Raw genomic sequence first — 20,913 nt, 5'->3', positions numbered from 1 at the left:
TCATTTCTCAGATAAAAGGTATCGATACACTACCAAAAGTACACGTTTTTTTATACTGTCAGCAAAGTGATTATTTATACAAGGCAAGAATCAACCAATCATCATGTATTCATTGCTGAGACAGTGCAAACCATATAAAACAAGAGGCCGTCTGAAACGACCTCTTGCAATCAGCTTAACTTACTGATGCGCAGCAATAATCTGCAACATTTGCGCCAACACTTTCGGATTACCGGCCACTACATCACCAGTTTCCAACCAGCTTTCGTTGCCTTTCATGTCAGTCACAATGCCGCCCGCTTCTTGCACAATCAATGCACCGGCTGCAATGTCCCAAGGTTTCAGGTTAAATTCAAAGAAACCATCCAAACGACCACAAGCCACCGCGCACAAATCTAACGCAGCCGCACCTTCGCGACGGCCACCGGCAGTTTTCGACAAGAAATCTTTCAAAATAGCCAAGTATTTGTCCATCATGCTTTGATCAACTACCGGAAAACCTGTACCAATCAAGCAACGGTTTAACTCGATGCGGCTGGAAACGCGGATACGGCGGTCATTCAGCAATGCACCCTTACCACGCGAAGCCATATACAAATCATTGCGCTCCGGTGCATACACCAAGGCTTCTTGCAACACACCTTTGTGCAGCAGCGCCATAGAAATCGCATATTGGGGATGACCATGCAGGAAATTGGTGGTGCCGTCTAAAGGATCGATAATCCATTCGTATTCGGCATTGTCTTTACCGTGAGAACCGGTTTCTTCGCAGGTGATTTTGTGATGTGGATAGGCTTCTTTAAGCGCATCCACCAGAATCATTTCTGATTCACGATCAACATTGGAAACAAAATCGTTGAAGGCTTTGCTGTCGATTTTGACAGTATCCAGATTGCCGCTGGCACGGGTCATCATCTGGCCGGCACGACGGGCAGCTTTAAAGGCAGTATTTAAAATCGGGTTCATGGGTTTCTTTCTAAATAAGGTACAATACCGCCTGACGCGCAGCAACCGCACACACACCAAGCGCAACGTTTTCACGTTTCCAATGTTGTTAAAGAACGTTTCAGATTTTCAGACGGCCTGTTTTCATAAAGGCCGTCTGAAAGAAATGGAAGTATGCTGCATTATAACCGATTAGCTTTGAAACCGAAACAAACATGATTGCCAAACCCGCTCTGCCCGACTATTTAAACCACATCCACATCATTCTCACGCGCACCAGCCATCCGGCCAATATCGGCTCAGCCGCGCGCGCCATGAAAACCATGGGTTTGCACAAGCTCACCATTGTCGCGCCCAACCTGATGGCCACGCCGATGACGGAACACCCGCCTGTGTTCGACCCGCAAAATCCGCAAAATTTCCAATTACCGGAAGAAAGCTTCACGCTGGCATCAGGCGCAGCAGATGTATTGGCCAACGCCAAAATCGTCGCCACTTTAGATGAAGCTTTGGCCGACACCACCATCAGTTGCGCACTCACCAGCCGCCGTCGTGAAATCACGGCACCGCTGCAAACTCCGCGCCAATTGGTGCCTGAGTTATTACAAGCGGCAGCCAACGGAGAACAAGTGGCCTTAGTATTTGGCAACGAAACATTCGGCCTGTCGATTGAAGAAGTACAAGCCTGCAACCGCTTGATGACCATCAACGGCAACCCCGATTATTTCTCGCTGAACCTCGCCCAAGCCGTGCAAGTGGTGTGCTATGAAATTTTCAGCCAAACCGATGTACCGATGACACATTTGCAACAGGAAGACCACGCCGCCACACACGAGCAAATCAAAGGCATGGTGTCGCACATGGAATCCTTAATGCACGATGTGGACTTTTTCAAACGCCGCAACAGCGAACGCCTGATGCGCCGCATGCAAAGCCTGTTTGGCCGTGCCAACACGCAAACGGAAGACATCGACATTTTGCGCGGCTTTTTTAACACCTTAAAACAACGTTTAAAAGATTAATTTTTCAGACGGCCTGATTGATAAAAGGCCGTCTGAAAGTAAGATACCCTTATGAATTACGCTCTTGATGCCTTATGGTGGAAACTCACCAGCCAGCCCGTGCGCGAGTTGGCTACCCTGCTCACCGCCCCGCCCTTGTGGCACAGCGGCGCAGAATTGCCGGTGCGCGAATTACTGGGCGAACATGGTTTCTGCTACCTGCTCTCGCTCGACCAAAATCCGCAGCCGCTTACCGATTATCTGGCGCAACACGCTCCGTTTGGCCGCCGTTTGGGTTTATATGCCGAACATTTGTTGGCGTTTTGGTTCAGCCACGCACCGCATACCGAATTGTTGGCACAAAACCTGCAAGTGGTTTCAGACGGCCTCACCATCGGCGCGGCGGATTTTATCGTTAAGCTCAACGGCAAAGCTTATCATATTGAATTAACATGTAAATATTACGGCAGCGCCAGTGGAAAATTTGATGATTTGCGCGGATTAAACCAGCAAGACTGCTTAGCCGACAAAGCTAATAAATTACCGCAGCAACTAATGCTGCTGAAATTTTCAGACGGCCTCAAAACCTTGCAGCAACAGCAATTACCCAGCGATTTGCAACCGGCTTCGATTGTGCGCGGCATCGGCTTTTTTGCCGAAGGTTTTGCTGATTTCCAAGCACCGCTCAATCCTTATGCTTGGCGCGGCGTGTATCTGGCCGACTGGAACACACACGATTTCAGCCGCACCGATACGCGTTATTACCTGCTCGACCGCATGGCCTACCTCGCCCCCGCCCGCGTGATTGAAGCCGAAACCTTAAATGCCGAAGCCGTGTGCCAAATCGACAGCGGTTTGGTCGCGGTATTGGAACTGCGCCCCGACGGCTATTGGCACGAAATATTACGCATCATGAAAAGCGTGTAAGCGCCAACCAATCTGTTGCCTAGCTGCTTTTTCAGACGCCCTCATCTTCAGGCCGTCTGAAAATCCCGTATAATCGACCCATTCCATGATTTAAAGTAACCAAGCCCATGACACCGATTCAACTCGAACACACTGCCGCATTGCTGGCTGACATGCTGACTTTCAAGCAACCTGCCGATGCCGTTTTGTCCGCCTACTTCCGCGAACATAAAAAACTCGGCCGCCAAGACCGCCACGAAATCGCCGAAACAGCATTCGCTGCCTTGCGCCATTATCAAAAAATCGCCGCCGTATTGCGCCGTCCGCACGCCCAATCGCGTAAAGCCGCGCTGGCGGCATTGGTGCTCGGCCGCAGCGTCAACATCGGCAAAATCCAAGATTTGCTTGATGAAGAAGAAGCCGAGTTTCTCAGCCATTTAAAAGCGCGCAAAGCCGAGTTTTCAGACGGCCTGCACACCGCTGCCGAACTGCCGGAATGGCTGATTGCGCAATTGCAAACCCATTACAACGATGAAGAAATTCTCGCTTTCGGCCGCAGCGTCAACCAAGCTGCGCCGTTGGATTTGCGCGTGAACACCTTGAAAAATAAACGCGACAAAGTCTTGGCCGCCTTGCAAGCCGAAGAGCCGAGCGCCGAAGCCACGCCGTTTTCACCGTGGGGCATCCGCCTGAAAAACAAAATCGCCTTGAACAAACACGAATTGTTTCTTGACGGTTCGGTTGAAGTGCAAGACGAAGGCAGCCAATTGCTGGCTTTATTGGTCGGCGCCAAACGCGGTGAAATCGTGGTCGATTTTTGTGCCGGTGCGGGCGGTAAAACCTTGGCCATTGGGGCGCAAATGGCGAACAAAGGCCGCATCTACGCTTTCGACATCGCCGGAAAACGCTTGGCCAACCTCAAGCCGCGCATGACCCGCGCCGGCCTGACCAACATCGACCCCGAGCGCATCAGCAGCGAACACGACAGCCGCATCGCCCGCCTCACCGGCAAAGCCGACCGCGTCTTGGTTGATGCACCGTGCTCAGGCTTGGGCACATTGCGCCGCAACCCCGATTTGAAATACCGCCAATCACCGGAAACCGTGTCCAATCTATTAGAGCAGCAACACAGCATTCTCACCGCTGCGGCCAAACTGGTGAAACCGCAAGGCCGCTTGGTGTATGCCACCTGCAGCATTTTGCCGGAAGAAAACGAACATCAGGTCGAGCGTTTCTTGGCTGAAAACCCCGAGTTTGAATTGATCGACAGCAGCGAATTGCTCGCCGCCGCCAAAGTGGATTTAAACACCGGCAAATACCTGCGCATGGATTCTGCAGTTCACCATACCGATGGTTTCTTTGCCGCGGTGTTGCAGCGCAAATAACAATGGGCCGTCTGAAAAATAAAGTTTATTTTTCAGACGGCCTTTGCTTGAATTTCATCCGTTACGCCTTATTTACTCTCCAGCGCAGCAAAAGAGTCATTTTAAATTCCCGCAACTTGCGTATAATGATGACGTTCAAACCGAATCACTCCGATTGTTTTAAAGGAATCACACATGAGCATTCATGATCAAATCAAAGAAGTTGTCACCACCCACCGCGTTGTCTTGTTTATGAAAGGCACCAAACAATTCCCACAATGCGGCTTTTCATCTCGCGCCGTGCAAATTTTGAACGCAGTCAACTGCACTGATTACGTAACGGTTAACGTGTTGGAAAACGACGAAGTGCGCCAAGGCATTAAAGAATACAGCGACTGGCCGACCATTCCGCAACTGTATGTCAACGGTGAATTTATCGGCGGCTCAGACATCATGATGGAAATGTTTGAAGCCGGCGAATTGGAAGAAGTGTTAAAAGCCTAATTGTTGACAAAGGCCGTCTGAAACCCTGTTCAGACGGCCTTTTGCATGGTTTGCACTGTTTGCGCGATACCCAAAAAAAAGTATAATAAACCCACTTTACCAGACATCGAGTAGAAGCAATGAATGTGACCGTCATCGACCATCCCTTGGTCAAACACAAATTAACCCTGATGCGCGAAGCCGAATGCAGCACCTATAAATTCCGCGCACTCGCCACCGAACTCGCCCGCCTGATGGCCTACGAAGCCAGCCGCGATTTCGACATGGAAAAATACATCATAGACGGCTGGTGCGGCCGCATTGAAGGCGACCGCATCAAAGGCAAAACCTTAACCGTGGTGCCGATTTTGCGTGCCGGCTTGGGGATGCTCGACGGCGTATTGGATTTGATTCCCACCGCAAAAATCAGCGTGGTCGGCCTGCAGCGCGACGAAGAAACCTTAAAACCGGTTTCCTATTTTGAAAAATTCGTTGACAGCATGGACGAGCGCCCTGCCTTGATTATCGACCCTATGCTCGCCACCGGCGGCTCGATGGTTGCCACCATTGATTTGTTGAAAGCCAAAGGCTGCAAAAACATCAAAGCCTTGGTATTGGTTGCCGCACCCGAAGGCGTGAAAATCGTTAATGACGCGCACCCGGATGTAACCATCTACACCGCCGCGCTCGACAGCCATCTGAACGAAGACGGCTACATCATCCCGGGCTTGGGCGATGCCGGCGATAAGATTTTCGGTACGCGCTGATTCAAATAAACAGGCCGTCTGAAAAATATCCGCTTTCAGACGGCCTGTTCCTCCTTTTCCCCACCCATCAAATTAAGGAACATCATGAGCTTTCAAGACAATCTGGCTGCCATGCCTGCAATCGACCACTTAAGCGGCCTAGACGTTCACAATGAGCAAGGCGAAACCATTCACCACATTCCTGCTGCACCGGGCAAGCTCGGTTCATTAAAACTCTATCACGCGCTGGCGCAAGAATTCGATAACCAACTAAACGCCGCCGCAGCCGAACGCGGTTTAGCCTTGTTTGCCGAACACGTAGCCGATGCCGAAGCCAATCCGGGCAAACACCCTAACATCGATTTGCTGTTTAAAGTCAAAGCCGAAAATTTGGTTTATCAATTGAAACCGTTACAAGCTTAATTCAACATTAAATGCCGTCTGAAATTGATTTCAGACGGCATTTTGTTACCCTATAACAAAATCGTTTACATTGTTTAAAGTGTGTTATACCATAACTCACCGTTTTAATTGACCCACCCACTTTTATAGAGAACACCCATCATGAAAAAATCTATTTTACTGATTACTTCCGCATTGTTCCTGTCCACCGCCGCACACGCCCACCGCGTATGGGTTGAAACTGCCCACACCCATGGCGGCGAATACCTGACAGCCGAACTGGGCTATGGTGAATTTCCGGATTTAGAGCCAATCGCCAAAGACCGCCTTAACATTTTCAAACCATTGCAACTGGTGACCGAAAAAGGCAAAGAAAACCTGATTCAAAAAGGCCAATTCAACTACCAATACCGCAGCAACCGCCCAGTTAAAGACGGCAGCTACTTAGTGATTGCCGAATACCAACCAACTTTCTGGTCAAAAAATGCCGCCGGTTGGAAACGCGTGAATAAAACCGAAATGACTGATGCCACCTACTGCGAAGAAAGCCGCATGTATGGCAAAAACATCGTCAACGTTGGCCATGAAAGCGCAGACACCGCCATCATCACCAAACAAGTCGGCCAAAACTTAGAAATCGTACCGCTCGACAATCCGGCTAACGTGCACGTCGGCGAACGCTTTAAAGTACGCGTGTTGTACCGCGGCGAGCCATTGGCCAACCATCCGGTAACCGCAACTTTCGACGGCTTTGACAACAGCGACCGCAGCAAAACCCACAAAGTAGAAGCGCAAGCATTCTATGACGTGACCAACGACAAAGGCGAAGTGGACATCATCCCATTGCGTCAAGGTTTCTGGAAAGTCAACGTTGAGCATAAAACCGATTTCCGCGACCAAAAAGTCTGCGAAAAAGAGTCTAACTACACCACACTCACTTTCCAAATCGGTCATACCCACCACTAATAAAAATCGCTGAAACACGCGACAATACATTGCAAACGTCAAAGGCCGTCTGAACATTCAGACGGCCTTTTATCATAAATATTCAAGGCTGATGCGGCGCAAACTGCCACTCCCCTAAAGCCAAATCCAATTCAAAAATATTCAAGCGCCCAATTGCCACCCGCACCAAACGCAAACACGGATAACCGGCCTTCGCCGTCATGCGACGCACTTGGCGGTTTTTGCCTTCAGTAATCTTAATTTCCAGCCAAAAATCCGGCACCGTTTTACGCACCCGAATCGGCGGCTGACGCGGCCACAGTTTATCCGCTTCGCCTTCGCTCAACACACGCACCTTGGCCGGTCGCGTCACAAAATCCCCCAAATCCACGCCACGGCGTAACACATCCAATCCCACCTCATCCGGCGCACCTTCTACCTGCGCCCAGTAAGTTTTTTCCTGCTTAAACTTCGGATCGGCAATTCTGGCCTGCAAACGCCCGTTATTCGTCAACAACAGTAAACCTTCACTATCCGTATCCAAGCGCCCGGCCGGATAGAAACCCGGCTGCTCAACATAATCTTTCAAGCACTGGTGTTTCTCATGCGGTGAAAACTGGCAAATCACGCCATAAGGTTTGTTTAAAACAATCAAATCATTCATTCAGACGGCCTCAATATTATGTTGAATATCCAAGCAGCAACCACAAACCAATCCAAAACGTTTGCATCATATGGTTGATAACACAATCAATGTGCAAATACCAAAACAAAACCCGCTGACTAATCAGCGGGTTTTGTTTGTTCTGGCGGAGTAAGAGGGATTCGAACCCTCGATGCAGGTTGACCCCACATGCTTCCTTAGCAGGGAAGTGCCTTCAGCCTCTCAGCCATTACTCCTAAGGAAGCCCGAACTATACTGGTTTGCAGCTGGGCTGTCAAGCATGAAAAAAGGATGGTTTAATAAACATCTGAATTAATTGGGAACAAAAGTAATCATTTGCTCTGAACAGCAATATTAGCTTGGTTTCACCCTACTTGTTTTACCCTATAGCCGATATTCATACTTTACCCACCTCTCTTTTCAGACGTCCTTTTCCTATACCAAAGAACTAGTTTATTGATAATGATTGCATTCCCCAACTCCTTTAAATTGTGCCATAATAACGCGTGCCATACCGCTTGGCATGGAAAAGAAAAACCTTAACCTACAAGAGAATCTCTATGACTAACAAAGCCACCATTATCTATACCCACACCGATGAAGCACCTGCTTTGGCAACCAAATCATTCCTGCCTATCGTGCGTGCGTTTACCCAATTCGCCGACATCGACGTGGAAACCAAAGATATTTCATTGGCCGGCCGTATTTTGGCCACTTTCCCGGATTTCTTGAAAGAAGAGCAACGCGTACCGGATGCTTTGGCCGAGTTGGGCGAGCTGGTGAAAAAGCCTGAAGCCAACGTGATCAAGCTGCCGAACATCAGCGCGTCTGTGCCGCAACTGACTGCTGCGATTAAAGAATTGCAGGCGCAAGGTTTTGCTGTGCCGAATTTCCCGACCGACCCGAAAACCGACGAAGAAAAAGCCATCCGCGAGCGCTACGACCGCATTAAAGGCAGCGCGGTAAACCCTGTTTTACGCGAAGGCAACTCTGACCGCCGCGCGCCTAAAGCCGTGAAAAACTTTGCCAAGAAAAATCCGCACAGCATGGGCGCTTGGTCTAAAGATTCCAAAACCCACGTTGCCACCATGCAAAATGGCGACTTTTTCCATAACGAACAATCGGTTACCGTACCAGCCGCGACTTCTGTGTCTATTGTCTTCACCGACAAACAAGGCAACAAAAAAGAATTGCGCAAACCGGTTAACCTGAAAGACGGCGAGATCATCGATGCAACCGTAATGAACAAAAAAGCCTTGGTAAGCTTCTTGAATGAGCAAGTGAAAGAAGCCAAAGAGCAAGGTTTGCTGTTCTCATTGCACATGAAGGCGACCATGATGAAAGTGTCTGACCCGATTATTTTCGGTCACGCCGTCAAAGCTTTCTTTGCCCCTGTATTCGAAAAATTCGGTGACGAATTGGCTGCTGCCGGTGTTAACGTAAACAACGGTTTCGGTAACTTATTGGCCAACTTGGACAAACTGCCGTCTGAAACCAAAGCTGCGGTTGAAGCCGAAATCGCTGCCGTATATGCGGCCAACCCTGATTTGGCAATGGTAGATTCCGACAAAGGCATCACCAACTTGCACGTGCCAAGCGACGTGATTGTCGATGCGTCTATGCCTGCGATGATCCGTAACTCGGGTCAAATGTGGGATAAAGAAGGCAAGCAGCAAGACACCAAAGCCGTGATTCCAGACAGCAGCTATGCCGGTGTATATCAAGCCACCATCGATTTCTGCCGCGAACACGGCGCATTCGACCCGACCACCATGGGCACCGTGCCAAACGTCGGCCTGATGGCGCAAGCAGCTGAAGAATACGGCTCGCACGACAAAACTTTTGAAATCGAAGCCGACGGCGTGGTAGAAGTGGTTGATGCTTCAGGCGAAGTGTTGATGAAACACGACGTTGAAGCCGGCGACATCTGGCGCATGTGCCAAACCAAAGATGCGCCGGTGAAAGACTGGGTGCAATTGGCGGTAAACCGCTCACGCTTGAGCAACACCCCTGCCGTGTTCTGGTTGGATGAAAAACGCCCACACGACAAGAGCTTGATCAACAAAGTGGAAACCTACCTGAAAGACTTGGATACCAATGGTTTGGACATCCGCATTTTGTCTCCGGTAGAAGCTACTAAGTTCAGCTTGGAACGCATCAAAAAAGGCGAAGACACCATCTCCGTAACCGGCAACGTATTGCGCGACTACCTGACCGACTTGTTCCCGATTCTGGAATTGGGCACCAGCGCGAAAATGTTGTCTATCGTGCCTTTGATGAACGGCGGCGGCATGTTTGAAACCGGCGCGGGCGGCTCTGCTCCGAAACACGTACAACAATTCTTGGAAGAAAACCACTTGCGTTGGGATTCTTTGGGCGAATTCTTGGCCTTGGCAGTATCGTTTGAGCATTTGGCACAAAAAACCGGCAACAGCAAAGCCCAAGTTTTGGCCGACACTTTAGACGCTGCGACCGAGCAATTGCTGTTGAACGGCAAATCACCAAAACGCAAAGCCGGTGAACTCGACAACCGTGGCAGCCACTTCTACATCGCACTCTACTGGGCACAAGCATTGGCCGCTCAAGACAAAGATGCTGAATTGAAAGCCAAGTTCGCGCCATTGGCCGAAACCCTGACTGCCAACGAAGACAAAATCGTGGCAGAATTGGCTGCCGGCCAAGGCAAAGCTGTGGACATCAAAGGCTACTACAGCCCGAACGAAGAGTTGGCTTCTGAAGCCATGCGCCCAAGCGCTACTTTGAACGCTGCTTTGGCTGCACTGTAATGAAAGCAAAGCCGAATCTTGTGTAAATTGATTGGATTTGACTGCTGACATTCATCAAAGGCCGTCTGAAAGTGAATCATGCTTTCAGACGGCCTTTTGATATATTGCTTTATCGTTCAGACGGCCTGATACCTTTGCAAAACCCTAGATTTGGGTACAGTTCAAAGTTGTAGCAGCACAGAAAGCGAAGACATGTCACTAAGATATAAAAGCTTTCGAGCAGCGCACAACGAAGAAATGTGCCAAAGATAGGGATTTTGCAAAGGTCTCAGCCTGAAAAACCTGATTTAATACCACCCGAAACAATCTATCCGCCTACCCTGATTTAACCTATAATACGACTTTAACGATTCCGCGCCGTTTGAATATTCAGACGGCCTGTTTTATTTTCTGTGCCATTGTCATGTTTCTCGATATCAACCGTTACCCTGTTCCCGTTTTCAAAAAAGAAATCCGCCATTTGATTCTGCTGGCGGTGCCGATGCTGTTGGCGCAAGTGGCGCAGGTCGGCATCGGTTTCGTCGATACCGTGATGGCCGGTGGCGCGGGTAAGGAAGACTTGGCCGCCGTGGCTTTGGGTAGCGGCGCGTTTGCCACGATTTTCATCACCTTTATCGGCATCATGACCGCGCTCAACCCCATCATCGCCCAGCTCAACGGCGCTGCTAAATTCGATGAAGTCGGTGAAACCGGCCGACAAGGTTTGTGGTTCGGGCTGGCGTTAGGCGTGTTCGGTATGCTGCTGATGTGGGCGGTAATTGTGCCTTTTCGCAATTGGCTGGATTTGGGCGACTACATCGAAGACACGATGGCGCTGTATATGATTTTTACCGGCTTGGCCATGCCCGCGGCGATGATACACCGTGCGCTGCATGCTTATGCCTCCAGCCTCAACCGACCGCGCGTAATTATGTGGGTGAGCGTGGCGGCGTTTTTCCTGAATGTGCCACTCAATTATATGTTTGTTTACGGCAAATTCGGCATGCCGGCTTTAGGCGGTGCGGGCTGCGGCTTGGCAACGGCTTTGGTGTTTTGGTTCAACGCCATTGCTTTGTGGTTGTATGTGACCAAGCAGGATTATTTCAAGAAATTCAAGCTCACCGACCGCTTCAGCAAGCCGGATTGGGCAGCGTTTAAAAACTTTTGGAAACTGGGCGCGCCGATTGGCCTGTCTTACTTTTTGGAAGCCAGCGCGTTTACCTTTATCGTGTTTTTGGTGGCGCGTTTGGGCGAAGATTATGTGGCCGCGCAGCAAGTCGTCATCAGCCTGACCGGCATTATTTATATGGTGCCGCAAAGCGTTGGCGCCGCATCGACTGTGCGCGTGGGCTTTGCACTCGGTCGCCGCCAATTTGCCCGCGCCCGCTATATTTCCGGCGTATCATTGATTTTAGGCTGGGCATTGGCTGTTATCACTGCCTTGGCTTTGGTATCATTGCGTTATCCTTTGGCAGGCATGTACACCGATGATGCGATGGTATTGAACATTGCTGCGGGCGTGTTGCTGCTGGCGGCGGTGTTCCAACTATCAGACTCGACCCAGTGCATTGCTTCTTATGCCTTGCGCGGCTATAAAGTCACCAAAGTGCCGATGTATATCCATGCGGTGGCGTTTTGGCTGTGCGGCTTGCTGCCGGGCTACATCTTGGCCTACCGCTTCGACATGGGCTTAAACGGCTTTTGGACAGCCTTAATCGTATCGCTCACCATTGCCGCGATTGCATTGGTTTGGTGCTTGGAATTGTGCAGCAAATCCTTTGTGAAATCCTATACACGATAAATTTCAGACGGCCTTATCATATGCCGTCTGAAAGTAAGTGATATATTATAATATTATTATTTTTTTCAGGCGGCCTCATGCTCTGCCGTCTGAAACCTTTCTTCAGGCTTTATCATGAAACTCAGTTATCAAACCGACCTGACCCCTTACAACACCTTCGGCCTTAAAGCCAACGCCCATGCTTTTGCCGTTTTGGAACAGGCAGAAGATATCCGCGAAATCATCCGCCTGCCCGAATTCAGCCGCGACAATGTTTTGTGGCTGGGCGGTGGCAGCAACATCCTGCTGATGGAAGATTATTCCGGTTTGGTGGTGCACATGGCGAATAAAGGCGTGCGCGAAATCAGCCGTTCAGACGGCCTTGTGTATATCGAAGCGCAAGCCGGTGAAATTTGGCATGAGTTTGTGTTGCACACGCTGGATTTGGGCTTGAGCGGTTTGGAAAACTTAAGCCTGATTCCGGGCACAGTCGGTGCTTCGCCGGTACAAAACATCGGTGCATACGGTTTGGAAGTAAAAGACGTGATTCGCAGCGTGCGCTGCTTTGATTTGGATACCGAAACTTTTGTCGAATTGAGCAATGCCGATTGCCAATTTTCTTATCGTGAAAGCTTTTTTAAGCAGGCAGGCAAAGGTCGCTATGTGATTGTGTCGGTGGTATTTGCGCTCAAAGAGCATTTCACGCCTAATTTGAAATATGGTGATTTGGCCGCCGCAGTCGAAGCCATCTGCCAAGTCCGTGAAGCTACGGCGAAAGATGTGTCGAATGCCGTGTGTGCAATCCGCAACAGTAAGCTGCCCGACCCGAACATTCTCGGCAATGTCGGCAGTTTCTTTAAAAATCCGATTGTCAGCGCCGAGCAAGCTGCATTATTATCGAGCAAATACACTAATATGCCGCAATATCTACAAGCCGACGGCACGGTCAAGCTGGCTGCAGGCTGGCTGATTGATCAATGCCGTCTGAAAGGCTTCCAAATCGGCGGTGCGGCCGTGCATGATAAGCAGGCTTTGGTGTTGGTGAATAAACACAACGCCCAAGCCCAAGATGTTTACCGCTTGGCACAACACATTTGCCGCGAAGTGGCCGAAAAATTCCAAGTCTCGCTGCATGCCGAACCCAACTGGCTGCCGGCTTCATACAGTTTGTAATCTATACCATTAAGGAATAATCACGTGGTACGAGAACCCAAAATCAACACTTACACCCGCATTATTAATGCCAGCCTTGTTTTGTTTAACGAAGAAGGCGAGCGCAACATCAGCACCAACCACATCGCAGCACACTTGGGCATCAGCCCCGGCAACCTGTATTACCATTTCCGCAATAAAGATGAAATCATCATCCAGCTTTTCAAGCGCTACAGCGAAGCCCTGCTGCAATACCTGCAAGAAGCGGAGCTACCAAAAGACGTCGAAGGCGCGATTACCTATATGGCGGGCATTTACACTGTGATGTGGGAATACCGCTTCCTGTTTAGCGATGTGAACACCTTGTTGGCACGCAGCGCCGAATTATTGGGCGAACACAACAACTTCACCCACGCCAAAGTATCGCCATTATTGGTAAAATTATTAAACGAACTCAACGACCACGGCATCATCCGCGCCGACAAAACCGCCATTGACGACTTGGCCGTGAATATGTGGATCATGACCAAATACTGGTTCGACTTCGACGGCTCGCTGCAAGGCCGCACCAAATTGACTGAAGATTCCAAAGCCCGCGGTGTGCAACGCTCATTGAGCCTGTTGCGCCCTTATCTGCTGCCGGATCATATGGTTGAATTTGACCAAAAAATCAGCAATCCGCCGGTTTAATTTTTTACTTTTATTCAGGCCGTCTGAAAAAGAATGGATTTTCAGACGGCCTCAGCTTTTACTTAGAAAATCAATAATATGAAAAACATCGCTGTTTATTGCGGTTCGAATTTAGGTAAATCGCCTGCTTTTTATCAAGCTGCCCAAGTCATGGGGCAAGCCATTGCCGAACGCGGCAGCCGCTTGGTGTACGGCGGCGGCAAAGTCGGCCTGATGGGCACGGTCGCCGATGCGGTTTTGGCGCACGGTGGCGAAGTCATCGGCGTGATTCCGACCTTTTTGCGAGAAAAAGAAGTTGCCCACCAAGGCTTGACCGAGCTTATCGAAACGCCCGATATGACCGAGCGCAAAACCAAAATGATTACGCTATCCGATGCCTTTATCGCCATGCCCGGCGGCATCGGCACTTACGAAGAATTGTTTGAAGTGTTGTCGCTGTCCCAACTGCGCCAACACACCAAACCCATCGGCCTCCTGAATATCGAAGGCTTTTTTGATCCATTGATCAACTTAATGCAACAAACCGCTGCGCAAGGCTTTATGCCACAAACCAATTTGAATTTGCTCTGCGTAGCCGACAATCCGGCCGATTTGCTGGCCAAAATGGCGGCGTATGAATTTGTTGATGCACCTAAATGGGCGCAACCGAGCTGGCAAAAATAAAAGGCCGTCTGAACATGAACGAAACGCTCCCTGCTTGCGCCATTCTCGGCCTTGGCTACCTTGGCCGCCCTTTGGCACAAAAATTCTACGAAAACGGCTATGAGGTGACGGCCATCAAACGTCACCTCACTTCCGACGACATCAACCTGCCGATTCAGCTTGATGCCGTTGATTTAAACCAGCCCAACGCTTTTCAGACGGCCTTACCACATTGGGCGGACAAACCGACATGGTTCTGCCTGTTGCCGCCGTCTTCACTCCACGATTACACTGCCGCGCTGCAACAATGGCTGCAATTAGCCGAATCGCTTGATGTGCAACATATTATTTTCACCAGCAGCACCAGCGTTTATGGCGATGGAGCGCGCGAGTGCGATGAAACCAGCCCACTCAACCCGCAAACCGACAACGCCAAGCAGATTGCCACCGTGGAAAACCTGCTGCTCAACAGTGCCATTCCCCATGTCGATATTTTTCGCTTGGGCGGCCTTTATTCCGCCGAACGCCATCCGGTGACGCGTTTGGCGTTGAAACGCAACATCAGCGGCGGCAAGCAGCCGGTGAATGTGGTGCATCAGGATTTGGCCGTGGCCGCGCTGTTTCATACGGCCTTGAATCCCGACGGCAAGCGCATCAAAAACGTGGTCGAACCCAAGCACCCGACCCGCGCCGAATTCTATACCGCCGAAGCTGCCAAGCTCGGTTTGCCCGCGCCCGATTTCAATCCCGATGACCAAAGCAGCGGGAAAATTGTAAATACCGTTTGCGTGCACGGCTTAAGTCTGTAAAATCAAGGTTTGTTTTATTTTCAGACGGCCTCAGAGAAAACCATGTCCGCCCTCCTTCCAGTCATCAACCACCTGATTCAGCAGAATCCCGAGCATCAATATGATTTGGCCGGATTTGCAGGTAAAACCCTGAGCGTTCAGATTGCCGGTTTCCGTATTCACGGCCGCATCAGCGAAAAAGGCTTTTTAGAAGCCGCCGCCGATGCGCCCGATACCGAAATCACTTTCCACAACAGCGCCATTCAAAAAATCCTGCAAGGCGAGCAGCCCGGCGTCGGCGACATTGCCATCGACGGCGATTTGATTCTAGGCATGTCGCTTTTACCGATTTTCGGCGGCCTACGCTATTATGCCAACGACGATTTAAGCCGCATTTTCGGTGATGCCGCCGCCGGTAGCATTGCCACCCGCGCTGCCGTTATCGGCCATACCGTCAAACAAATCGGCAAAAGCATCGCCGAGCAAATCAGCGAGTTTTCCCGCGAACCGGAATCGCCGGTTATCGACCAGACCACGCTGGCCGCATGGATGGAAGAAGTCGATCAACTGCGCGACGACGTTGCCCGCCTACACGCCCGCCTCGACCGCCTCGAGCGCGATATCTGGCTCTGATTTCAGACGGCCTCTTACCTTTATCCCACCGCCATGAACAGTCCATTCAAAAACATCGGCATTGTTACCCGCCCGAACACACCCGAAATCCAAGCCACCGTGCATACTTTGGTGGAATTTTTGTGCCAATCCGGATTTGCCATTTATGTCGATGAAGAAACCATCGTCGAACACAGCATCCTTGCCGATGATATTCCACTCTGCACCACCTGCTGCAAAGCCGATTTAGGCAAATATTGCGACTTGGTGATTGTATTGGGCGGCGACGGCACTTTCCTTTCTGCCGCCCGTGAAGTGGCCGGACGCGGCATTCCGATGATTGGCGTCAACCAGGGTCATCTCGGTTTTCTCACCCAAATCCCACGCGAACAAATGGTCGAAGATTTGCGGCCGGTTTTGGAAGGCAAATACCTGCCGGAAGAACGCATTTTATTGGAAGTGGATTTAGTGCGTGACGGTGAAATTCTTCATCGCTCACTGGCTTTAAACGATGCCGTACTCTCGCGCGGCGCAGCAGGCCAAATGATTGAATTTGAAGTATTTATCAATCAAGAATTTGTCTACACCCAGCGTTCGGACGGCCTGATTGTGTCCACCCCCACCGGCTCAACCGCCTACGCCTTAGCCGCCGGCGGCCCAATTTTACAGGCCAGCTTACGCGCCTTTACTTTGGTGCCAATCTGTCCGCAATCCATGACCAACCGCCCGATTGCCGTGGCCGACACCAGCGAAATCGAAATCTTGGTCACCAAAAGCGGCGATGCCCGCGTGCATTTCGACGGACAATCGTTCCACGACATCCAAAACCTCGACCGCCTGATTATCCGCCGCTACCACAATCCGCTGCGTGTGTTGCACACCACCGATTACCAATATTTCAAAACCCTGCGCCAAAAACTGCATTGGGGCGAACAATTGGTTTAATGATGAAAGGCCGTCTGAAAAGCAGGAATGTTTTTCAGACGGCCTTCGTTTATCCCAACCCTACGCCATGTGTACGGCGATATACAGTAAAAAACGATCATCAGTATGATCAAGATTAAGACCGGTTAGTTCAGAAATTTTATGCAGCCGATATTCCAAGGTATTGCGATGAATAAATAGTGCTTTAGATGTTTCTGCCGCATGCATATTGTGATTAAACCAAGCCAATAATGTTTTGGTTAGCAAGCCGTCCTTATCTCCCTGCTTGAGCTTACTAAGCGTTCGTTCCAATTCTCGTCGCTGCCAGCCGTCTTTCAGCTGGTTGAGCAATACCGGCAAAATCAGTTCTTGATAATTGTATATACGTTGTTCGGGGAAACGGTTTTTTCCTACTTGTAAGGTTGCACTCGCAGTTTGGTAAGACAAAGCAATGCTATTGGCTTCAGCCTCACAATCGGGGAAGTAATTACCCAAAGCAATGCGTACATTTAATGAAGTTTGCTCACTCATGCGCGATACCAGCAATTTCACCCGCTCCATGTGATTGTGCACATCCCAACGGCCAAGAGAATCCAAAGCGGGTTTGAGAATGACGATTTGAGTGAGCGACAAAATGGCCACTAAATTATCGCGTTCGGGATAATGCAGCAGGTTTTGCAAATTATGCAATTCATTGCTGATGGCTTCGATATTTAGATGGCCGGTATCGACCTCAATGATACACACCACGCGAGGAGTGGATAAATCCACGCCTAGGCGTTTCGCCCATTCGTTCATCGACGGGCTGATTTTTTCCGTTGAAATCAGGTTAAGAATCAACTCTTCTTTCAAACGCGCATCCTGCGCCAACATTTCAAATAGCTGTGCTTGCTCCAGCATCATTTCGGCAGTCATACACACCAAACGGCCGAATTCGCGTAAATTATCCGGCTCACCTGTCAACCCGATAACACCGACGGTTTCACCATCCAAACGCAACGGCAAATTAATACCGGGGCGGACACCATGTAAATTTTTGGTAACTTGTTCGTCAATATCAACGATACGCCCCTGAGAGAGTGCCAACAATGCACCATCATGTATCCCACCGATACGGTTTTCATCACCACTGGCAATGATTCTGCCTTTAATGTCCATAATATTGACATTGCAGCCAATGATATCCATCGTACGCTCGACAATTTTTTGAGCAAGTTCGGTATTGAGTGGGTAAACAGACATAGTATTTTCTCTTGATTACAAAAGATTAGGTATCGGGTAGACATAACAATTGTGCCATAGTTGATATGCCATGAAATTATAAATTTGCATAAAAAAACAGATTATATGGCGTATTTTTTATACATCCGCACAAAGACTTTACACACATTTCCATACATAATAATGTCACAAATTGACAAACTAGGAGATTAACTATGCCTACTGTATCCGCTCTTGGCGCACTCATAGCGTTATGCGTCGCTATTTTCCTTATTCTCAAAAAAGTACCGCCTGCTTACGGCATGATCGCCGGTGCATTAATTGGCGGCTTAATCGGCGGTGCAGATTTGGCGGCGACGGTTAAGCTTATGATTGAAGGCGCACAAGGCATCACCACGGCTGTCATGCGTATTTTGGCTGCCGGTGTCTTGGCCGGTGTGTTGATTGAATCGGGTGCTGCCACCTCTATTGCAGAAACGATTGTCAAAAAGCTCGGCGAAAACCGCGCACTTTTGGCTTTAGCTGTGGCAACCATGATTTTAACTGCTGTAGGTGTATTTGTTGACGTTGCCGTCATCACCGTATCACCAATTGCATTGGCCTTAGCCAAACGTGTCGACTTATCCAAACCAGCCGTTTTATTGGCCATGATCGGTGGTGGTAAAGCCGGTAATATTATCTCACCTAACCCCAATGCCATTGCCGCTGCGGATGCGTTTGATTTAACCCTTACTTCAGTCATGGCTGCCGGTATCATTCCCGCAATTTTCGGTTTGATATTTACTTATTTCCTTGCGAAGCGACTGATTAATAAAGGCTCTCGCGTTAAAGCAGAAGAAGTGTCTGTTGAAAATACTACACAGCTGCCAAGCTTCGCTACTGCTATCTCGGCTCCTCTTGTTGCCATTTTATTACTGGCCCTGCGTCCTATCGCCGGCATTGCTATTGATCCTATGATCGCTTTGCCTGTAGGCGGTTTGGTCGGTGCTTTATTGATGGGTAAAATCCGTAGCGGTAACCAATACGCAGTAAGTGGTTTAGGCAAAATGGCGCCGGTAGCCATCATGCTGTTGGGTACCGGTGCTTTGGCCGGTATTATTGCCAATTCAGGTTTAAAAGATGTATTAATTGATGGCTTGACTGCTTCGGGTTTACCTTCCTACATCCTTGCCCCGATGTCCGGTATGTTGATGTCACTGGCAACCGCCTCTACAACAGCAGGTACAGTTGTAGCCTCTAATGTATTCGGTAGTACTTTAATTGAACTCGGTGTCGCCGGTATTGCTGGTGCTGCGATGATTCATGCCGGTGCAACAGTACTTGACCATATGCCTCACGGCTCATTCTTCCATGCAACAGGCGGCAGCGTTTTCATGGACATTAAAGAGCGTCTCAAACTGATTCCTTATGAAAGTGCCATCGGTTTGCTGATGACCATCATCTCTACCCTTATCTTCGGCGTATTTAAATTTTAACCAACCGGTTCAGACGGCCTTATGCTTAAGAAAGCCGTCTGAAACTAAAAAATATTTTTTCGCAACCACGCAATTATTTTTATTCTTTCAGACGAAATCAGTCTGCCCACACTCCTGATACAACCTCAAAAGGATTAACTCATGAAAATCGTTATTGCCCCCGACTCCTTCAAAGAAAGTCTGACCGCATTGGAAGTAGCAGAAGCCATCGAAACCGGCTTAAAAAAAGTTTTGCCTGAAGCAGAATACATCAAAGTACCGATGGCCGATGGTGGCGAAGGTACGGTGCAATCACTGGCCGATGCTACAAAAGGCCGTCTGATTGAAACAGAAGTCACCGCACCTTTAGGCATTAAAATCACTGCTGCTTTCGGTATTTCTGGCGATGGAAAAATCGCCATTATCGAAATGGCCGCCGCTTCAGGCTTACATTTGGTGCCGTCTGAAAAACGTAATCCGCTGCTGACGACCAGTTACGGAACAGGTGAGCTTATCCGTGCCGCTCTTGATAAAGGCGTACAAAAAGTGATTCTCGGCATTGGTGGTAGTGCTACCAACGATGCAGGTGCTGGTATGCTACAAGCTTTAGGCGCAAAATTAACAGATGCGGAAGGCAAAGAAATCGGTTATGGCGGCGGCAGTCTTGAGCAATTGGATAAAATCGATTTAAGCGGACTAGACAAGCGTTTAGAAAATGTGTCTTTTGAAGTGGCGTGTGACGTGGATAACCCCCTGTGCGGCACCAACGGTGCTTCTGCCGTATTTGGGCCGCAAAAAGGCGCCGACCCCCATATGGTGCAGCAATTGGATAAGGCACTCTCCCATTTTGCCGAGATTGTAGAACGAGATACCGGTGTATCTATCCGCGACCACGCAGGCGCAGGTGCAGCCGGTGGTATGGGTGGCGGTCTGCTTGTATTACCACAAGTAAAACTGAAAGTCGGTGTCGAAATCGTTATCGAAGCGACTCAGTTGGCCGAAAAAGTTAAAGATGCCGATTTAGTCATCACCGGCGAAGGACGCATGGATGCCCAAAGCATTCGCGGTAAAACACCGGTAGGCGTTGCTAAAACTGCTAAAAATTTCGACAAAACCGTCATTGCAATCGTAGGCTGCTTACGTGAAGATTATGAAGTTGTTTATCAAGCAGGTATTGATGCCGTATTCCCGATTATCCGCCACTCAGCCCCCTTGGATGAAATCTTAAAACAAGGTCGTGAAAATCTGGTTTCTACCGCACAGAATGTTGCTAAATTGTATCTCTTAAGCAAGTAGGCAAGCCTTAAGAAATCATAACCAAAGGCCCTTACATTCGCATTTCAAGTGCAACGCTCAAATGCCATTGGCAAGGGCTGCTGAAAACAGATCACCCGGTGTCTCATAGTCCAATGTCTTTCTCGGTCGGCGG

At 49.5% G+C, this 20,913-nt stretch carries 20 protein-coding genes and 1 tRNA gene; 17 read left to right on the top strand and 4 right to left on the bottom strand.

Going from position 1 to position 20,913, the window contains the following annotated elements; all coding sequences use genetic code 11:
* Window positions 1-180: 180 nt before the first annotated feature.
* Window positions 181-966: an inositol monophosphatase family protein gene (locus CRG49_RS06635; protein ID WP_095502890.1), complete on the bottom strand. Its 786-nt coding sequence runs from the start codon at window positions 964-966 to the stop codon at window positions 181-183.
* Window positions 967-1,160: 194 nt separating this feature from the next.
* Here CRG49_RS06635 and CRG49_RS06630 point away from each other — a divergent pair, with 194 nt between their 5' ends.
* The 7 genes from CRG49_RS06630 to CRG49_RS06600 all read left to right on the top strand — a co-directional run bounded on the left by CRG49_RS06630 (window position 1,161) and on the right by CRG49_RS06600 (window position 6,813).
* Window positions 1,161-1,967, top strand: coding sequence for an RNA methyltransferase (locus CRG49_RS06630; RefSeq protein ID WP_095502891.1), 807 nt, complete (start codon window positions 1,161-1,163; stop codon window positions 1,965-1,967).
* A gap of 51 nt (window positions 1,968-2,018) precedes the next feature.
* Window positions 2,019-2,873 carry a DUF1853 family protein gene (locus CRG49_RS06625; RefSeq protein WP_095502892.1) on the top strand — a complete coding sequence of 285 codons (855 nt, stop codon included), beginning with the start codon at window positions 2,019-2,021 and terminating at the stop codon, window positions 2,871-2,873.
* 107 nt (window positions 2,874-2,980) lie between these two features.
* Window positions 2,981-4,237 carry an RsmB/NOP family class I SAM-dependent RNA methyltransferase gene (locus tag CRG49_RS06620; protein ID WP_095502893.1) on the top strand — a complete coding sequence of 419 codons (1,257 nt, stop codon included), beginning with the start codon at window positions 2,981-2,983 and terminating at the stop codon, window positions 4,235-4,237.
* A gap of 174 nt (window positions 4,238-4,411) precedes the next feature.
* Complete coding sequence (gene grxD, locus CRG49_RS06615; RefSeq protein ID WP_095502894.1) at window positions 4,412-4,720, top strand: Grx4 family monothiol glutaredoxin; 309 nt, start codon at window positions 4,412-4,414, stop codon at window positions 4,718-4,720.
* Between the two features lie 119 nt (window positions 4,721-4,839).
* Window positions 4,840-5,466 (top strand): uracil phosphoribosyltransferase, encoded by a 627-nt coding sequence (upp, locus tag CRG49_RS06610; protein WP_095502895.1) that lies wholly within the window; start codon window positions 4,840-4,842, stop codon window positions 5,464-5,466.
* A gap of 84 nt (window positions 5,467-5,550) precedes the next feature.
* Entirely contained in the window at window positions 5,551-5,868 is a 318-nt protein-coding gene (locus CRG49_RS06605) for a DUF2322 family protein (RefSeq protein ID WP_095502896.1), read from the top strand.
* A gap of 141 nt (window positions 5,869-6,009) precedes the next feature.
* On the top strand, window positions 6,010-6,813 hold the full coding sequence (locus CRG49_RS06600; protein ID WP_095502897.1) for a DUF4198 domain-containing protein: 804 nt from the start codon (window positions 6,010-6,012) through the stop codon (window positions 6,811-6,813).
* Between the two features lie 82 nt (window positions 6,814-6,895).
* Here the strand turns inward: CRG49_RS06600 and CRG49_RS06595 are convergent, their stop codons facing one another.
* Both CRG49_RS06595 and CRG49_RS06590 read right to left on the bottom strand, forming a co-directional pair.
* A complete protein-coding gene (locus CRG49_RS06595) occupies window positions 6,896-7,456 on the bottom strand; it encodes a pseudouridine synthase (protein ID WP_095502898.1) in 561 nt (186 codons plus the stop codon).
* A gap of 143 nt (window positions 7,457-7,599) precedes the next feature.
* Window positions 7,600-7,692, bottom strand: a tRNA-Ser gene (locus tag CRG49_RS06590).
* Window positions 7,693-8,016: 324 nt separating this feature from the next.
* On the opposite strand from CRG49_RS06590, the gene CRG49_RS06585 reads away from it, so the two are divergent.
* The 8 genes from CRG49_RS06585 to CRG49_RS06550 all read left to right on the top strand — a co-directional run bounded on the left by CRG49_RS06585 (window position 8,017) and on the right by CRG49_RS06550 (window position 16,830).
* A complete protein-coding gene (locus tag CRG49_RS06585; RefSeq protein WP_095502899.1) occupies window positions 8,017-10,242 on the top strand; it encodes an NADP-dependent isocitrate dehydrogenase in 2,226 nt (741 codons plus the stop codon).
* A 403-nt stretch (window positions 10,243-10,645) separates the two neighbouring features.
* A complete protein-coding gene (locus CRG49_RS06580; protein ID WP_095502900.1) occupies window positions 10,646-12,022 on the top strand; it encodes an MATE family efflux transporter in 1,377 nt (458 codons plus the stop codon).
* A 114-nt stretch (window positions 12,023-12,136) separates the two neighbouring features.
* Window positions 12,137-13,174 (top strand): UDP-N-acetylmuramate dehydrogenase, encoded by a 1,038-nt coding sequence (gene murB, locus CRG49_RS06575; RefSeq protein ID WP_154143180.1) that lies wholly within the window; start codon window positions 12,137-12,139, stop codon window positions 13,172-13,174.
* Between the two features lie 24 nt (window positions 13,175-13,198).
* Window positions 13,199-13,843: a TetR/AcrR family transcriptional regulator gene (locus tag CRG49_RS06570; protein WP_095502902.1), complete on the top strand. Its 645-nt coding sequence runs from the start codon at window positions 13,199-13,201 to the stop codon at window positions 13,841-13,843.
* A 78-nt stretch (window positions 13,844-13,921) separates the two neighbouring features.
* Entirely contained in the window at window positions 13,922-14,506 is a 585-nt protein-coding gene (locus CRG49_RS06565; protein ID WP_095502903.1) for a TIGR00730 family Rossman fold protein, read from the top strand.
* A 14-nt stretch (window positions 14,507-14,520) separates the two neighbouring features.
* The gene (locus tag CRG49_RS06560; RefSeq protein ID WP_095502909.1) at window positions 14,521-15,294 is read left to right on the top strand and encodes an SDR family oxidoreductase; all 774 of its coding nucleotides are present in this window, start codon (window positions 14,521-14,523) and stop codon (window positions 15,292-15,294) included.
* A gap of 42 nt (window positions 15,295-15,336) precedes the next feature.
* Entirely contained in the window at window positions 15,337-15,906 is a 570-nt protein-coding gene (locus CRG49_RS06555) for an SCP2 domain-containing protein (RefSeq protein ID WP_095502904.1), read from the top strand.
* 33 nt (window positions 15,907-15,939) lie between these two features.
* A complete protein-coding gene (locus tag CRG49_RS06550) occupies window positions 15,940-16,830 on the top strand; it encodes an NAD(+) kinase (protein WP_095502905.1) in 891 nt (296 codons plus the stop codon).
* Window positions 16,831-16,890: 60 nt separating this feature from the next.
* Here CRG49_RS06550 and CRG49_RS06545 read toward each other — a convergent pair whose 3' ends face one another.
* A complete protein-coding gene (locus tag CRG49_RS06545) occupies window positions 16,891-18,051 on the bottom strand; it encodes a CdaR family transcriptional regulator (RefSeq protein ID WP_095502906.1) in 1,161 nt (386 codons plus the stop codon).
* A 194-nt stretch (window positions 18,052-18,245) separates the two neighbouring features.
* Here CRG49_RS06545 and CRG49_RS06540 point away from each other — a divergent pair, with 194 nt between their 5' ends.
* Together CRG49_RS06540 and CRG49_RS06535 are read left to right on the top strand one after the other, a co-directional pair.
* Entirely contained in the window at window positions 18,246-19,505 is a 1,260-nt protein-coding gene (locus tag CRG49_RS06540; RefSeq protein ID WP_095502907.1) for a GntP family permease, read from the top strand.
* A 141-nt stretch (window positions 19,506-19,646) separates the two neighbouring features.
* Complete coding sequence (locus CRG49_RS06535) at window positions 19,647-20,780, top strand: glycerate kinase (RefSeq protein WP_095502908.1); 1,134 nt, start codon at window positions 19,647-19,649, stop codon at window positions 20,778-20,780.
* Window positions 20,781-20,913: the final 133 nt, after the last annotated feature.

The organism is Neisseria sp. N95_16 (assembly GCF_002551535.2).
Classification (GTDB): Bacteria; Pseudomonadota; Gammaproteobacteria; order Burkholderiales; family Neisseriaceae; genus Neisseria; species Neisseria brasiliensis.
The sequence above is the reverse complement of the archived record's forward strand: the minus strand, read 5'-3'. Positions and strand labels throughout refer to the sequence as shown.

Excerpts from the sequence above, each read along its gene's own strand:
- CRG49_RS06635 (WP_095502890.1), bottom strand. The coding sequence starts at position 966 with ATGAACCCGATTTTAAATACTGCCTTTAAAGCTGCCCGTCGTGCCGGC.
- CRG49_RS06630 (WP_095502891.1), top strand. The coding sequence starts at position 1,161 with ATGATTGCCAAACCCGCTCTGCCCGACTATTTAAACCACATCCACATC.
- CRG49_RS06625 (WP_095502892.1), top strand. The coding sequence starts at position 2,019 with ATGAATTACGCTCTTGATGCCTTATGGTGGAAACTCACCAGCCAGCCC.
- CRG49_RS06620 (WP_095502893.1), top strand. The coding sequence starts at position 2,981 with ATGACACCGATTCAACTCGAACACACTGCCGCATTGCTGGCTGACATG.
- grxD (WP_095502894.1), top strand. The coding sequence starts at position 4,412 with ATGAGCATTCATGATCAAATCAAAGAAGTTGTCACCACCCACCGCGTT.
- upp (WP_095502895.1), top strand. The coding sequence starts at position 4,840 with ATGAATGTGACCGTCATCGACCATCCCTTGGTCAAACACAAATTAACC.
- CRG49_RS06605 (WP_095502896.1), top strand. The coding sequence starts at position 5,551 with ATGAGCTTTCAAGACAATCTGGCTGCCATGCCTGCAATCGACCACTTA.
- CRG49_RS06600 (WP_095502897.1), top strand. The coding sequence starts at position 6,010 with ATGAAAAAATCTATTTTACTGATTACTTCCGCATTGTTCCTGTCCACC.
- CRG49_RS06595 (WP_095502898.1), bottom strand. The coding sequence starts at position 7,456 with ATGAATGATTTGATTGTTTTAAACAAACCTTATGGCGTGATTTGCCAG.
- CRG49_RS06585 (WP_095502899.1), top strand. The coding sequence starts at position 8,017 with ATGACTAACAAAGCCACCATTATCTATACCCACACCGATGAAGCACCT.
- CRG49_RS06580 (WP_095502900.1), top strand. The coding sequence starts at position 10,646 with ATGTTTCTCGATATCAACCGTTACCCTGTTCCCGTTTTCAAAAAAGAA.
- murB (WP_154143180.1), top strand. The coding sequence starts at position 12,137 with ATGAAACTCAGTTATCAAACCGACCTGACCCCTTACAACACCTTCGGC.
- CRG49_RS06565 (WP_095502903.1), top strand. The coding sequence starts at position 13,922 with ATGAAAAACATCGCTGTTTATTGCGGTTCGAATTTAGGTAAATCGCCT.
- CRG49_RS06560 (WP_095502909.1), top strand. The coding sequence starts at position 14,521 with ATGAACGAAACGCTCCCTGCTTGCGCCATTCTCGGCCTTGGCTACCTT.
- CRG49_RS06555 (WP_095502904.1), top strand. The coding sequence starts at position 15,337 with ATGTCCGCCCTCCTTCCAGTCATCAACCACCTGATTCAGCAGAATCCC.
- CRG49_RS06550 (WP_095502905.1), top strand. The coding sequence starts at position 15,940 with ATGAACAGTCCATTCAAAAACATCGGCATTGTTACCCGCCCGAACACA.
- CRG49_RS06545 (WP_095502906.1), bottom strand. The coding sequence starts at position 18,051 with ATGTCTGTTTACCCACTCAATACCGAACTTGCTCAAAAAATTGTCGAG.
- CRG49_RS06540 (WP_095502907.1), top strand. The coding sequence starts at position 18,246 with ATGCCTACTGTATCCGCTCTTGGCGCACTCATAGCGTTATGCGTCGCT.
- CRG49_RS06535 (WP_095502908.1), top strand. The coding sequence starts at position 19,647 with ATGAAAATCGTTATTGCCCCCGACTCCTTCAAAGAAAGTCTGACCGCA.